The following is a 13,579-nucleotide window of genomic DNA, read 5'->3' on the forward strand; positions in this document are numbered from 1 at the left end:
AGCGCGCAGCGTGTCCGTCCGCCTCTCCGAATGCCTGCGCCGGCTCAGAGCTTCCCGTCGAGGTAGAGCTCCAGAAGCACTTCCTGCATTCGCGGCGCGTACTCCAGGGACTCGAAGGTGCTGCCGGTGCGGGTGTCCTGCCGCTGGACGATTTCTGCTCCCAGCAGCTGAGCCAGCGCCGTCGGTTGCCACTCACCGGGCCTGCCGGCCAGCACCCCGGCATCACGCAGACGCTCGTTCATCCGCTGGGCCTTGAGCTGCGCGTCTTCGTCCCTCAGCTGCCCGGCACTGCGCCAGCGGTTCAGCAATGCGCTGGCAGTCAGCGTCCGGACGGGCGCCGGTTCCGCGTCGGCCACCGGCATTCGCGGCGCCGGGGCGGGCTGCACAAGCACCGGTTCCGCTCCTTCGGCCGCCGGGCCGGCCGCAGCCTCGGGAGGATCCAGCGGGATCCTAGTCGCGTGGCGGCCCATGGTTTCGAAGGCCTGCCCGTTGTTCCAGCGGTTGGCCGCCGCGAACACCACAAACAGGTCCTTGGCCCGGGAGACCGCCACGTTGAGCAGCTCGTGGTTGGCCTCGATGAACCCGGCTTGGCCGCTGTTCTGCCCATAGGTTGCGGAGAACAAGACGATGGGCCGCTCCGCGCCCTGCAGCCGATGCGCGGTGCCCACGGCAACTTTCGAGGCAAGATCCGCCGGAAGGCCCAAGGAAACATCGGCTTGGCGGACTGCTTTCGCGATCTCCCGTTCGATGAGCCGCGCTTGGGCGCTGAAGGGGGTTACAACGCCGATGAGCTCGCCGCCGGCTGCTTTCTTGTTCAGTGAGGAATGCCGCGGGTTGTAGATCTCGAAATAGCGGGCATAGTTCTCCACGATCCACCGGGCAATGGCCTTCGCCTCGGCCTCGTTCCGGCGGCTGGAACCGGCCGGAGAGTCGAAGGAGCCAGGCACGTCGTGCCAGGCGAACGCCTCCTCCGCACCGTTGAGCGGGGAATTATCCGCTGGCCGGCGGGGTACCAGCAGGCCCTCGTAGAGCAGCTCGTTGCAGAACCCGATGATCTGCGGGTGGCAGCGGAAGTGCTCGCTGAGGAACAGTCCCGGATGCCCGTCCCCGTACTGCCACTTGGAGGCGTAGCTGGCGGCCTTCATCAGGCTGGACGGGGCGGAGCAGGTCAGCCCGCGCTCCCGCAGGCCGCCCCACCAGCCGGCGGTATCGATGCCCGCCGATGCGGCGACCTCCTCGTCGCTGAGCTCATCGATGTTCCACACCGGAGAGATCTGCTTGGTATCCCCCACAATGACCGCGCGCTGGGCCAAGGCCAGGGCCGGCAGTCCCAGCGGTGTGTCGACCTGCCCCGCCTCGTCGATGATCAACAGATCGGCGCGTTCCAGGTCGAATTGATACGGTTCACCGGGCTTGATGTAGAGCTTGAAGTACTTCGGCATCTGGTAGAGCGTCATCACGAAGCACGGGGTCAAGGCCGCGGCCTGGCGCCAGTAGCGGTCCATGACGCGCCGCGTGTTCTTCTTGCGGTCCTCGGCATCCAGCAGGTCCTCGGCCAGCAGCCACTGCGCTTCGTAGTAGTGGACCGCCAACCAGAACTGGGCGTAGCGCAGGGTGAGGTCAAGCTTCTCGTCCAGTTCCTTCAGGTTCTGCGATCCCTTCACCTCGTCGATGCCCTCGATGAGGCGGCCGAAACGGGAGGATTCCACACCCGCGCACACCCGCTGGAATTCTTCCGAAGGGCCTTGGGACGCCATGACCTGCAGCAAGCGGATCCGTTCGTAGTCCAATTCCGACAGCGCGTCGTGGATCCAGTCGCACAGCCCTGCGATGTCGTTCGGTGCGCCGAAGTACTTTTGCGCGCTGAAGACGAAGTGGTCCCGCGCGCCGGCCCGGTAGACCTCGCCGCTGTAGGCGGCATAGGTCTCGCCCTTGTTGAGCTGCTCGACCAGGTATTGCCCTTTTGCTTCCTTGAGTTTTCCCGCGGCCGGGCAGTACACGGCCAGCGAACCCAGCGTGCTCCCGGCGAGCGCCAATCCGTCCTGTTCCTGCGGCAGCCAGCGGTAGTCCAGGATTCCCGGTTTGTCTTTGGCCACCGAGGCAAAGGAATTGATGATGTTGGTGACTGCCTGGTTGTTCGTCGAAGCCCCCACGATCACCGGTGGCGCGGCCTTCTCCAGCGCGCGGCGGGTGATCATGTTGGCGACGATGGCCTGCAGCATCGTGGTCTTGCCGGTCCCGGGCGGGCCGCTGACGGCGGTGACGTCGCCGCGGCCCGAGGCGAGGAACGCGTGGACGGCGCGGCGCTGCGAATCGGTCAGCGGATTGCCGTTGTCCATCGATCCGCAGGATTCCTTGGCGCTGCGGTAGAGCCCACCGGCATCATGGATCGAGAGTTCTGAACGGCGTTCGCCCACCCACCCGGTGGCCGTGCTGTCCAGGAGCGGCGGAAGGGACTCCTGTGCTGACAGGAAATCGTAGAGGTCCAGCAGCGGCTTCACGGCGGTGAAGCGTTCGTGTTCCTGGATATAGCAGTACTCGGTGGCGACGTCGAGTCCATCGGCTTGCCCTTTGAGGGCGAAATCTTCCGGAGTGGAGCCCGAAACCTTGGTGAACAGCGTGTCGGCCATGCCCACCGCATCGGCGAACGACTCGGCCTGGGAAATGGCGGCGTTGGCCTCGGTGCGCAGGTAGTGCCAGACCTTCTCTTGCGGGCCCGCCATGACTTCCAGCCCGTCGCTGGTATCCGATGCCAGCCGATCCGCAGGGATCCACGGCGAGGTGCCTTGGTCGAATTGCGGCAGCAAGCGGCCATCCCGATACAGCTGGGCTGCAAGCAGCAGCAGTCCACTGTGCCCGGATTCCTTGTACTCGGTGGAGAGCAGGGAGATGGCCACTGGCAGAGGCTTGTCCTGGTCGTCTGACCCGTGCCGTCCCGAATTCCTGTCGTGGGCTTCGAAGAGCCTGAGCGCTTCCTCAGGTGCGATGACGCCGGTGAGCAGCTCGGCGCGAGGCACGGCGATGAAGGTGGAGGATTTCTCGAAGACCACCGATTCCAGCTGGCCGCGCCTGAGCACTCGCGAGAAATAGTCTGCGATTGTTCGGGTATCGTGCACTTTGGCTCCCTGCGGTTCGCGGCAAGGCCATCCCCATCAACAGCTGGTGCGGACGAGTCGCCGTCCCCACTGCCTCACCGGACCGGCAAGCACAGCCCCCGGTTCCAGCTCCTGATGAGGCAAATAACTTCACCTCAGCGGACTTTTTCACAGACTAGCAGTCGGCGAGTGGAATCTACCGGTCATCGGCCACGTCGATCCGCGGCATCGGTGGCTCTGTCCGCGAGGGTCGAGACGAGGCTGTCCGTGCGTTCGACGCTCTGCGGCGCGTCATCAGGCCTGGCTGCGTCGTACGTCCATGCCTGATTCGGCGAGCAGCAAGCTTTCCTGGCTCTGCGGCCGGTAGTACTCTGCACGGAATGCCGTGAACTCTTTCAGGTGCGGGGAAACCAGCTCATCCATGGCATGCAGGTAGTCCGGCACGATGTCCCGTGGCAGCCGCAAGCCCATCGTCAGGTGCGGTGTCCAGCGCGCCCCCCTGCTCGCAGGATTCAGTGCGCTGATGCTGCGTGCTGCGATCTCCAACTCGTCGCTGGCCTCCAGCAGCCACGCCACGGTCTGCTTGCGTTTCGTCCCGAACACCACGGCGCCCACCCTGGTGAGCGTGGATGGAATGACCGCTGGCAGGAGCTCCGCTGCGCTGGCGACCACCTCCGGCGCCATGGCGGGGGCGAAGGTGATGGTGATGTGGGGTGTCTGCTGCTGCCGGGGAAAACCCCGCTGTTCCAGCTGCGCAAAGATTTCCCGGATCGACTGCTCTTGTGCCTCGGGAAGGCGCAACAAGATGTTCTCCGGCGACCGGCTCATCAAGTTCCTCCCCTGCACAGGTGACATGGTCTGGGTCCCAACTTACCAAGCCCGAAAGTTCTCCGGCGATCGCCGCGGTGGATTGCCGGTCACCCTCGCAGTGACGCAGCCACTTCCAAAACCCAGCGCTCTTGTGCAGATGTTTCAACAGCCCGGCGGTGGTATTGCTCCCGTACCCAAGCCACGGCATCCTCCGCCGGGATCCCGCTCATCACTGCCAATACCGACAGGGCCGCCCCGGTACGGCCGAAGCCTGCGCCGCAGGCAATCTCCACCCGCTGTGTTGCAGAGCGTTCGCGGGCCTCGTGCAGGGCCGCCACCACCTCATCGGTGGAATCGGGCAGCCGGAAATCCCGCCAGCGCACCCAGCGGTGCTCGATTGCTCCCGCCGGGGGTCGACGACCGGTGAGGTATACGCCGAAGTCCGCGGCAGGCGCCGGTCGCCGCAACGAGCGCAGCCCGCGCCCCCTGATCTGCCGTCCATCGGGGAATTCGACGATTCCCCGGCCCGGTTCCCACTGTGCCATTTATCCGCCTCCCGCTTCTTCGTGCAGCGCCAAGAAGCCCAGCTCCCGCGCCTATTCATCATGGCTCAACAGTGGCCTGCCCCTGCGTCGAGCACAAGCACCCGCCAATCACTGGGCGCCATCGGTGCAGCGCCCTTGCCCACCACCCGGGCAAAAGGCTAGCGTGGCCAGTAAGGCATCACCCGGTCACGCCGACCGCCACGAGGACGGTAGTCTCCTTGTGGACGGGCAGCCACGCGATTCTTTCGGGCCTGCATTCGTGAAAACCTGCAGGCCCAGAATGTCGCAGCTGACGCAGGCCAACTTCCATCATCTATCGGCTCTCCGACGACGTGTTCCGCGAATTAGCCGCTACTGGGGCCTTCGATCAACGCCGACCCGTCTTGACAACGAACTCACGGAAGCATGCGTACAGCCGGAATAAGCATCGTACTTGTGGAACAAAACCGAGGTTGCGATCGATAATCGGCCAGATGTTAAGAAACAGCCCCAGATCTGCGAATACCCCGGATTCCAAAAAGGAAACCGGGGCATTCACAGTGTTCAGGAATCAGACGTTGAAGCGGAACTCCACCACATTCCGGCACGTAGCAACGTCTCACCGATCACCACGAGCGGCCGGCTGAATCATCCTTCTTCCGGTATTTATCCAGCAGTTCCGCCGGAAGGTGACAGGAATCCTCGGGACAACGTGCGAGCCGGTCCTGGTGTTCCTCGGCGCTTCGCACATAGTTGGCCAGCGGCAGCACCTCAACGGCGATTCGGCGAGCGTCGTCTCTCGCAGCAATGAAAACTCGGGCTTGATCGAGATGGGCCTGCTTGTTGGAGTAAACACCAGTGCGACACTTCGGACCGAGGTCCGACCCCTGCTGGTTGACACTGTAGGGATCGATGATCTCGAAGAGGTAGGCCATCAGCTGCCCGACACCCATAACCGACGGATCAAATCATGTGCGCACGCATTCTGCGTACCCGTCGTAGTCGCTGTCGATACACTCGCTGGTTCCGTTGGCCCTTCCGGTCTCGGTGAACGTCACCCCGGGCAGTGTCGCGATGAAGGCTTGCACGCCCCAGAGGCAGCCGCCTGCCAAATAAATCTCTTCAACTACTTGCTCGGCTTCCATGTACCGATACTACTGCTACCTGCGCGGCGATCGTTCTGAGGGGAAAGGAACAACCCGAATACAACGGCTGTCCCGAGTCCAGGAGAGGTTGCCACGGGCTACCCGATACACGCAACAGCAGATACGGCCCGCTTGAGCTGCCCCCTACGCATCTCTAGACTTCCGTCCGAAGCCGGAGTTGCCACGCCGTTTCGTTTGCGCCGAACTTGGCCTCAGATTTAACTCGGCCGCTTCGCCAGCAATGGGGTCGAGGTTTTACTGGGTCGCGATCCACCAAATGGCGCCCGAAGGGTCCATCACCCCGCCGCGCAGGTCGTCGTCCTGGTTCTTGCGGGCAGGCGCTTGGACGACGGTCGCTCCCGCATCGATTGCCCGCGCAAAGGCGGATTCGGCGTCCCTCACATACAAATGCACATGTGCAGGAGCCGAGTCTGTCTCGGTCGCACCGCCACCAATCATCACAACGCTGTCATCAATCCTGACCTCGGCATGCATCAACGACCCGTCAGGGCGGTCAAAACGGCGCAGCAGGATCCCGTCAAAGGCAGCCTCAAGGAACGCGATTACTTCTTCCGCATTGCAGCAGATCAAATAGGGGCTAACCGACGGGTACGCAACAGGCTTCCATTCGTGCATGCCGTCAGGCTATGCCAAAAACTCAGCGATGTCAGCCCCGATGGCCCGATTCATGCTGCGACCGAGGCCTACATCGGCATCGTCTTCATGGCCGGCATCTTCCTGGAACGATCTCGGCACATGGCTCGTGCGTGACCATCGACTTTGTAGGAGACCTCGTCTCCGATTGGTGGCATACATGCGTACCAGGCGCGGGATGCACCGCACCAGCAAAGACTAGGTGCTGGCTCAGAAGCACGAGCGTTTCGTCTCGCTGTGCTCGTTCAACGATCGAGCAGTTTCACACGCTAAACCGGAACCCCACCGAGTACCGGTACTTAGAACCAACAACGACGTCGCCCTAGTTGGAACCTTCAGAAATCTGCAGGTCCGGAGCACTACACTCTCACCACCGGTGAACTAGATGCCCGTCAGACACATATACGGCAAAGCCGCTCACGCGCCCTTCAACGGAGTGATTGAAGCGATCTGTTCCCCCACGAAACCCTCGGCACAATCAAGTTCATAGTGGCTCTGCAAATAGATTCAAAACTCCGCCGATGTGCCGAAGTACTACTCCAGCCGCAGTTCGGTATTCGCGGTCATGCCCCGCTTGCCGTGCACGATCTAGTTGATCCGCCAAGGGGACGCCGATGAACACGGCGAGCTTGTTCTGAGTGATCCCGAGTTCTTCGATGAAGTCCGCCATGAGATCCTCACCCGGGTGGATTGGGCGATCAGCTCGACCTCGGTGGTAGTCGGTGAGTTCGACATCTTCCATTCCTCCATTTCTTCAGACCAGGCATAGCCACCACCGCGTGATCACGCGAACGCAGTACTTCCTGCGACGATTACCGTCCAAAACCCACCAGCGGGTTCCCCGCCACACGATCCGGTCAACACGATTGATTTAATGCTCGACAATAAACACACACCGATCGGCCGATAGACCATACAATCGAATCGGAGGCCGATCGGGTGCCCCTAATGCGGTGAATCGAAATTTCCACCACGTTACTCCAGATAACAACCTTTCAGGCTAATGCGCTAAAGGCTGACGATTCACGCGCTCTTCATTAGCCAATCGCAGTTGCAGGGCCACGAGTTCGATGATTTCCAAGGGGTTGTTTGTTGCACCCTGACCGTGGTGCTCGAGAACCTCGGCGACGTGTTCCGGTTTCTTAGAACTCGAATACACGAGTACCCGAGTCTTGTCGCCCCATGAACGCAACCCATCGAGGAGTTCATACCCCGCGCGTCTGCTATCAGGTCGCCCCATATCAGTCACGATGACATCGAAGTCGTTATCGGCTATGAGTCGATATGCGTCGTCGGTCGTCGTTACACACACTGATCGAATTCCGACCTCTGACAAGGCTGCACGCTCCCACACGACCGACTCGGGTTCATCATCCACCCACAACACCAGTCCAGAACCAGCTTCACGTAGTTCACTGTAGAGCCGGGGTATCTTCGTTGGCAGGTTGGATGGGTACTCTTGTGCGCGTGACTTGTATGCTTCCCCGAGTACCTCGATCAAGCGAGCAACCCCTTGATTCGCGCCAGCCGCGCTTGCCGCCGCATCCTCGCTCGTGCTCTCTATGCGCCCCCACAACTTGAGATATCGGCTCTCTTGCAGAGTTCCTTGCTCTTCCTGAAGCGCAAAGATGCGTAGAGACACGTACAGCGCGAGGAAAGTAATCGCAAGTGCGAAGCACGCCAGGGGGTTCACCCCGGCATAGAACCAATCCTGCAGAACGAGAGACACGACAGTACCGACAAAGCACACACACGACGCGCCAAATGCAAGGGCACGGCCACAATTCCCGAGCAGGACCCGAGCAGATGCGCTGGCGAGTGATGCACCCTCTTCCACTGTGCCCCTTTGATTGTCGAAACGCGATTAGACGTTGAAGCGGAACTCCACGACGTCGCCGTCCTGCATGATGTAATCCTTGCCTTCGATGCGCGCCTTGCCGGCGGCCTTCGCATTGGCTACCGACCCGGCGGCGACCAGGTCGTCGAAGCCGATGACCTCGGCCTTGATGAAGCCGCGCTGGAAGTCGGTGTGGATCACGCCGGCCGCCTCAGGCGCGGTGGCGCCCTTGCGGACGGTCCACGCGCGGGTTTCCTTCGGACCGGCGGTCAGGTAGGTCTGCAGGCCCAGGGTGTCGAAGCCGACGCGGGCCAGCTTGCCCAGACCGGACTCGACGATGCCGGCGTCTTCCATCATTTCTTCAGCTTCGTCTTCTTCCAGTTCGGCCAACTCGGCCTCGAACTGGGCGTCCAGGAAGATCGCCTCGGCCGGAGCCACGAGCGCGGAGAGCTTTTCCTGCATCTCGGTGTCGGCCAGACCTGCCTCATCGGTGTTGAACACGTAGATGAACGGCTTGGTGGTCATCAGCTGCATCGGCGCGAGCTCGACGAGGTCCACGCCGTCGGTCTTGCTGGCCGAGTAGAGGGTGCGGCCCTCTTCCAGGATCTTCTGCGCTGCCAGCACTGCGTCCAGGAAGGACTTCTCGATCTTCTTGCTGCGCAGCTCCTTCTCAAGGCGCGGCAGCTGGTTCTCGATGGTCTGCAGGTCGGCCAGGATCAGCTCGGTGGCGATGGTCTCGATGTCCGAAGCCGGGTCCACCTTGCCGTTCACGTGGATCACGTCGTCGTTCACGAACGCGCGGGTGACCTGGCAGATCGCGTCGGCCTCGCGGATGGTGGCGAGGAACTTGTTGCCCAGGCCTTCGCCTTCCGAGGCGCCTTTCACGATGCCGGCGATGTCCACGAAGGACACGGTGGCCGGCAGGATGCGCTCCGAGTTGAAGATCCCGGAGAGGACCTTCAGGCGCGAGTCAGGCAGCGGCACGACACCCACGTTGGGTTCGATGGTCGCGAACGGGTAGTTGGCTGCCAGCACCTGGGCACGGGTCAGCGCGTTGAACATGGTGGACTTGCCGACGTTGGGCAGTCCGACGATTCCGATAGTAAGAGCCACGGGAGGAAATTCTACCTTTTACTAGTATTGTGCGCCCAGTTCTGTGCGGGCGCGTGAAATTTGCGGGGGCTAGCGGGACTCGGGACGGTGGCCGCGCCCGCCCAGGGCGCGCTCCTCGTCGCCGGATTCCTTCAGCTTGCTGCGGATCTCCTTGGGCAGCGAGAAGATGATGTCCTCTTCAGCCGTGGTGACCTCGGCGACGTCGTTGAAGCCGTACTCGGCCAGCAGCGAGACGACCTCACGCACCAGCACCTCGGGCACCGAGGCGCCGGAGGTGACGCCCACGGTGGAGACGCCTTCGAACCAGGTCTCGTCGACCTCGTTGGCGAAGTCCACGCGGTAGGCGGCCTTGGCGCCGTGATCCAGTGCGACCTCGACCAGGCGCACCGAGTTGGAGGAGTTCGCCGAACCCACGACGATCACCAGGTCCGCCTGCGGGGCGATGTTCTTGATGGCCGCCTGGCGGTTGGTGGTCGCGTAGCAGATGTCGTCGCTGGGCGGATCCTGCAGGTTCGGGAAGCGCTTGCGCAGACGGCGCACGATCTCCATGGTCTCGTCCACGCTCAGGGTGGTCTGCGAGAGCCAGATCAGCTTGTCAGGGTCCTTGACCTGGACGGTGTCGGCTTCCTCCGGGTTGTTCACGATGGTCGTGACCTCGGGGGCCTCGCCGTAGGTGCCTTCGACCTCCTCATGGCCTTCGTGGCCGATGAGCAGGATCTCGTAGTCGTTCTTGGCGAAGCGCACTGCCTCGCGGTGCACCTTGGTCACCAGCGGGCAGGTGGCGTCGATGGTCTGCAGGCCGCGCTCCGCGGCCGACTGCACCACTGCCGGGGAGACGCCGTGGGCGGAGAACACCACCAGCGCGCCCTCAGGCACCTCGTCGTTCTCCTCCACGAAGATCGCCCCGCGGGATTCCAGCTCGGAGACCACGTGGACGTTGTGCACGATCTGCTTGCGCACGTATACCGGCGGGCCGTAGTGCTCCAGCGCCTTCTCCACCGCCACCACCGCGCGGTCCACGCCGGCGCAGTATCCGCGCGGAGCGGCCAGCAGCACCTTGCGCTCGGTCACCAGCGGGGACGCCGCCAGGATCTCCTGGGGAGAACGGCGGGTGCGCGGAATACGGGGAACCGGCAGGGATACCGGGACAGAAGTGGAAGTAGCCATGCCTCTAGTCTACGAAGTCGGCGCAAGTTAGCGCATGCTCATATGAGCCGAACCACCCTGCCGGGGCTGTGAGTTCCGCCTCTGCCTGCGATACTGCGGTGTCTGCGCGGCCGCCGGCCGGGGCAAATCCGCGCAGATGTCGGGCCGGTGGTGTAGCGTCGAATGCGCGCCACAGGTGCGCCACACCGCAAAAGGAGCCGTGAGCAGATGCAGTCATCGCCGCCAGCCGGCGCGCCGACCGGCGTGCCCGCCACCGCTGCGCAGACGAGCCCGGAAAACCCGTGGCCGCTGCGGGTGCTGTCGGAAAAGCTGAAGATCCACATCGAGAATTCCCCCTACACCTGGGTGGAGGGGCAGCTGCTGGAGGCGAACGTGCGCAACGGCCACGCCTACCTGACGCTGCGCGACGTCGACGTGGACAATTCGTTCTCCGTGACCGTCTGGTCCTCGGTGATGCGCAAGCTGGAAACCACGCCGACCGTGGGCTCGCGCGTGGTCGCCCGGGTCAAGCCCAGCCTGTACACCAAGACCGGCCGGTTGTCGCTGAACGCCACCGACCTGCGCCCCGTGGGCCTGGGCGAGCTGCTGGTGCGCCTTGAACGGCTGCGCCAGGCGCTGGGCGCCGAAGGACTGTTCGACCCGTCCCGCAAGCGCCGACTGCCGGTGCTGCCCGGACGCATCGGGCTGATCACCGGGCGCGACTCGGACGCTGAAAAGGACGTGGTGCGCAACGCGACGCTGCGCTGGCCTGCCGTGCAGTTCTCCGTTATCAACACCGCGGTGCAGGGCGTGGACGCGGTCCCGCAGGTCATCGCCGCGCTGCAGAAGCTGGATACGGACCCGCAGATCGACGTCATCGTGATCGCCCGAGGCGGCGGCGCGCTGGAGGACCTGCTGCCGTTCTCCAACGAGGACCTGGTCCGCGCGGTGGCAGCCGCCTCCACCCCGGTGGTCTCCGCGATCGGCCACGAGGCCGACCGCCCGATCCTGGACGACGTCGCCGACCTGCGCGCCTCCACTCCCACGGATGCAGCCAAGCGCATCGTGCCGGATCTGAACGAGGAATTCGCCGGGCTCGACGCCGCCCGCCAGCGCCTTGAGCGGTCCATCGATTCAATGCTGCAGCGCGAGGCCCAGCTGGTCTCCTCGCTGCGCGCCCGCCCGGTGCTGGCCAGCCCGCAGGTCATGGTCGAATCGCGCGCCGAGGACCTGCAGCGCTGGGTGCAGCGCTCCACCGCGCTGATCGGCCACCGCGTGCAGCGCGCCCAGGACGAGGTCGCCCACCTGCGCGCCCAGGTCCGGGCCCTGTCCCCGCAGCAGACCCTTGACCGGGGCTATTCGGTCACCCAGACGGCCGACGGCAGCGTGCTGCGCGATGCCTCGACCGCCAACCCGCAGGACCTGCTGCGCATCAGGGTCGCCGCAGGCCAGCTCACCGCCACCGTCCAGGATATCTTCCCCGCCGCCGAGGCGGCCCACTAGTTTGGAGCACCATCACATGAACGAGCAGATCCCGACCGACATCGCCGCGCTATCCTACGAGAAGGCCCGCGACGAGCTGATCGCCGTGGTCAACCAGCTGGAGACCGGTGGCGCGCCGCTGGAGGCCTCGCTGGCCCTGTGGGAGCGCGGCGAAGCGCTGGCGGCCCACTGCGAGAACTGGCTCAACGGCGTCTCGCAGCGCCTGGAGGCAGCCCGCGCCCGCCATCTGGAGAACACCGAGGACTAGTTCGGCGCACGCCGGGCTCGGACGCTTCGAACCGGGCAAGTCATCAGCGAAAGCACACGGCCTGCGCACCATGCGACGCCGTCCAGCTGTTCCACGTTGGCGGTGGGATATCTTGGGTGGGTGCAATTCACAATGCTTGAGGCCTACGCGGCTTCCGTGTCGGCGCCCATCGCGGTAATTCCCGAAGCGCAGAACAGCGACTACGAGTCCGGCCTCGCCCAGATCGACGGCGAAGCATGGCATATTCGTACGGCGCGCAACACTCCGACAAAGGCTGGCGCTTTCGTCGCATTCTGGCGGCGGGCCGTTGACGGGACGACCGAACCATTCCGCGACGACGACACGGCCGCAGGCCTGCTCGTCTTCGTGGAGCAGCAGGGGCGACGCGGCGTATTCCGGTTCACCGGTGCGCATCTGTCCGAACTGAAAATCACCTCGGGCAGATGGCCAGGCAAACGCGGGTTCCGGGTCTATCCAAGCTGGTGCAAGAACTTGAACGGCCAGGCGACAGCCGCGCAGCGGGCCCAGGCCTGCGCGTTCCACGAATTCTGAGCCCGGGCACCGCAAGCTGTGCAGGCCGAGCTCTGGGGAGCGCCATGGGAAAGCCGGATCAGCGTGTCGCGTCCAGCCGGGCCTTTTCCGCGGCGACGTCGAACTTCGCCGGCGGCCACTGCGGGTCGATGCGCCGCAGCACCTGCAGCAGCAGCTCGGCCACGCACAGTCGCGCGCGCCACTTCTGGTCGGCAGGGATGACGAACCACGGGGCGGCGGTGCTGTCGGTGCGGTTGATCGCCACCTGGTAGGCCTGCTGGTAGTCGTCCCAGCGCAGCCGGTCCTCCACGTCGCCGACCGCATATTTCCAGAACTTGTCCGGGCGTTCAAGCCGCTCCGAGAGCCGCTGGTACTGCTCGTCGCGGCTGATGTGCAGCATCACCTTGATCGGGTGGATGCTCAGCTCCCCCAGCCGCTTCTCGAACGCGGTGATCTTCGCATAGCGCTTCTCCACCTGCTCGGCCGTGCTCAGCTGCTGCACCCGGTGGATCAGCACGTCCTCGTAGTGCGAGCGGTCGAAAACGCCGATGATGCCCCGGCGCGGCAACCGCTTCTCCACGCGCCACAAGAAGTCGTGCGCCAATTCCTCCGGGGTCGGGGTCTTGAACGCGAAATGGTCGACGCCCTGCGGGTCCAGCAGGCCCACCACATGGCGCACGATCCCGCCCTTGCCGGAAGTGTCCATTCCCTGCAGGATCAGCAGCACCGAGTCCTCGGACTCCTGCTGCAGCGCGGAGGCGAACAGCCGTTCCTGCAGCGAAGACAGCTCCTCGCCCAGCTCCTTCATCCGCTGCGCGGCTTCCTTCTTGTCCTGCGGGGCATCCGCCGGCCACCAGTCCGGGTCTCCGGTCGCTCGTTGGGACAAATCCAGGCCGGGTTCGACGCGCAGCGCGCTGATCAAGTTCTCCGGGTAGGCCATCATTGAGCACCTCCTAGATTTCATGTCATTCACG

General features: G+C 64.0%; 11 protein-coding genes and 2 pseudogenes. 3 read left to right on the forward strand and 10 right to left on the reverse strand.

What is annotated here, in order from left to right; translation table 11 throughout:
* Nucleotides 1-44: 44 nt before the first annotated feature.
* The 9 genes and pseudogenes from C1H84_RS03420 to C1H84_RS03460 all read right to left on the reverse strand — a co-directional run bounded on the left by C1H84_RS03420 (nucleotide 45) and on the right by C1H84_RS03460 (nucleotide 10,345).
* Nucleotides 45-3,116: a DEAD/DEAH box helicase gene (locus C1H84_RS03420; RefSeq protein WP_146955843.1), complete on the reverse strand. Its 3,072-nt coding sequence runs from the start codon at nucleotides 3,114-3,116 to the stop codon at nucleotides 45-47.
* A 273-nt stretch (nucleotides 3,117-3,389) separates the two neighbouring features.
* Nucleotides 3,390-3,923: a 2'-5' RNA ligase family protein gene (locus C1H84_RS03425; protein WP_113606523.1), complete on the reverse strand. Its 534-nt coding sequence runs from the start codon at nucleotides 3,921-3,923 to the stop codon at nucleotides 3,390-3,392.
* 89 nt (nucleotides 3,924-4,012) lie between these two features.
* On the reverse strand, nucleotides 4,013-4,450 hold the full coding sequence (locus C1H84_RS03430; RefSeq protein ID WP_113606524.1) for a protein-tyrosine phosphatase family protein: 438 nt from the start codon (nucleotides 4,448-4,450) through the stop codon (nucleotides 4,013-4,015).
* A gap of 605 nt (nucleotides 4,451-5,055) precedes the next feature.
* Nucleotides 5,056-5,574, reverse strand: a pseudogene (locus C1H84_RS18465) (peptide-methionine (S)-S-oxide reductase).
* Nucleotides 5,575-5,829: 255 nt separating this feature from the next.
* On the reverse strand, nucleotides 5,830-6,210 hold the full coding sequence (locus tag C1H84_RS03440; protein WP_113606525.1) for a VOC family protein: 381 nt from the start codon (nucleotides 6,208-6,210) through the stop codon (nucleotides 5,830-5,832).
* A gap of 435 nt (nucleotides 6,211-6,645) precedes the next feature.
* Nucleotides 6,646-6,963, reverse strand: a pseudogene (locus C1H84_RS03445) (HigA family addiction module antitoxin).
* Between the two features lie 265 nt (nucleotides 6,964-7,228).
* On the reverse strand, nucleotides 7,229-7,957 hold the full coding sequence (locus C1H84_RS03450; RefSeq protein ID WP_181728019.1) for a response regulator: 729 nt from the start codon (nucleotides 7,955-7,957) through the stop codon (nucleotides 7,229-7,231).
* Nucleotides 7,958-8,092: 135 nt separating this feature from the next.
* Nucleotides 8,093-9,178 (reverse strand): redox-regulated ATPase YchF, encoded by a 1,086-nt coding sequence (gene ychF, locus C1H84_RS03455; RefSeq protein ID WP_053798493.1) that lies wholly within the window; start codon nucleotides 9,176-9,178, stop codon nucleotides 8,093-8,095.
* Between the two features lie 69 nt (nucleotides 9,179-9,247).
* On the reverse strand, nucleotides 9,248-10,345 hold the full coding sequence (locus C1H84_RS03460) for a 4-hydroxy-3-methylbut-2-enyl diphosphate reductase (protein WP_047119610.1): 1,098 nt from the start codon (nucleotides 10,343-10,345) through the stop codon (nucleotides 9,248-9,250).
* A 207-nt stretch (nucleotides 10,346-10,552) separates the two neighbouring features.
* On the opposite strand from C1H84_RS03460, the gene xseA reads away from it, so the two are divergent.
* From xseA to C1H84_RS03475, 3 genes are all read left to right on the forward strand, one after another.
* Nucleotides 10,553-11,827: an exodeoxyribonuclease VII large subunit gene (gene xseA / locus C1H84_RS03465; RefSeq protein ID WP_113606527.1), complete on the forward strand. Its 1,275-nt coding sequence runs from the start codon at nucleotides 10,553-10,555 to the stop codon at nucleotides 11,825-11,827.
* Between the two features lie 16 nt (nucleotides 11,828-11,843).
* Nucleotides 11,844-12,074 carry an exodeoxyribonuclease VII small subunit gene (locus C1H84_RS03470; protein WP_047119612.1) on the forward strand — a complete coding sequence of 77 codons (231 nt, stop codon included), beginning with the start codon at nucleotides 11,844-11,846 and terminating at the stop codon, nucleotides 12,072-12,074.
* Between the two features lie 132 nt (nucleotides 12,075-12,206).
* Nucleotides 12,207-12,626 (forward strand): MepB family protein, encoded by a 420-nt coding sequence (locus tag C1H84_RS03475; protein WP_053798495.1) that lies wholly within the window; start codon nucleotides 12,207-12,209, stop codon nucleotides 12,624-12,626.
* A gap of 58 nt (nucleotides 12,627-12,684) precedes the next feature.
* Here C1H84_RS03475 and C1H84_RS03480 read toward each other — a convergent pair whose 3' ends face one another.
* Complete coding sequence (locus tag C1H84_RS03480) at nucleotides 12,685-13,548, reverse strand: PPK2 family polyphosphate kinase (protein WP_113606528.1); 864 nt, start codon at nucleotides 13,546-13,548, stop codon at nucleotides 12,685-12,687.
* Nucleotides 13,549-13,579: the final 31 nt, after the last annotated feature.

The organism is Glutamicibacter soli (assembly GCF_003309065.1).
GTDB lineage: Bacteria > Actinomycetota > Actinomycetes > Actinomycetales > Micrococcaceae > Glutamicibacter > Glutamicibacter soli.

Coding starts and splice junctions, on each gene's coding strand:
- xseA (WP_113606527.1), top strand. CDS start 10,553: ATGCAGTCATCGCCGCCAGCCGGCGCGCCGACCGGCGTGCCCGCCACC.
- C1H84_RS03475 (WP_053798495.1), top strand. CDS start 12,207: ATGCTTGAGGCCTACGCGGCTTCCGTGTCGGCGCCCATCGCGGTAATT.
- C1H84_RS03425 (WP_113606523.1), bottom strand. CDS start 3,923: ATGAGCCGGTCGCCGGAGAACATCTTGTTGCGCCTTCCCGAGGCACAA.
- C1H84_RS03480 (WP_113606528.1), bottom strand. CDS start 13,548: ATGATGGCCTACCCGGAGAACTTGATCAGCGCGCTGCGCGTCGAACCC.
- C1H84_RS03470 (WP_047119612.1), top strand. CDS start 11,844: ATGAACGAGCAGATCCCGACCGACATCGCCGCGCTATCCTACGAGAAG.
- C1H84_RS03430 (WP_113606524.1), bottom strand. CDS start 4,450: ATGGCACAGTGGGAACCGGGCCGGGGAATCGTCGAATTCCCCGATGGA.
- C1H84_RS03460 (WP_047119610.1), bottom strand. CDS start 10,345: ATGGCTACTTCCACTTCTGTCCCGGTATCCCTGCCGGTTCCCCGTATT.
- C1H84_RS03440 (WP_113606525.1), bottom strand. CDS start 6,210: ATGCACGAATGGAAGCCTGTTGCGTACCCGTCGGTTAGCCCCTATTTG.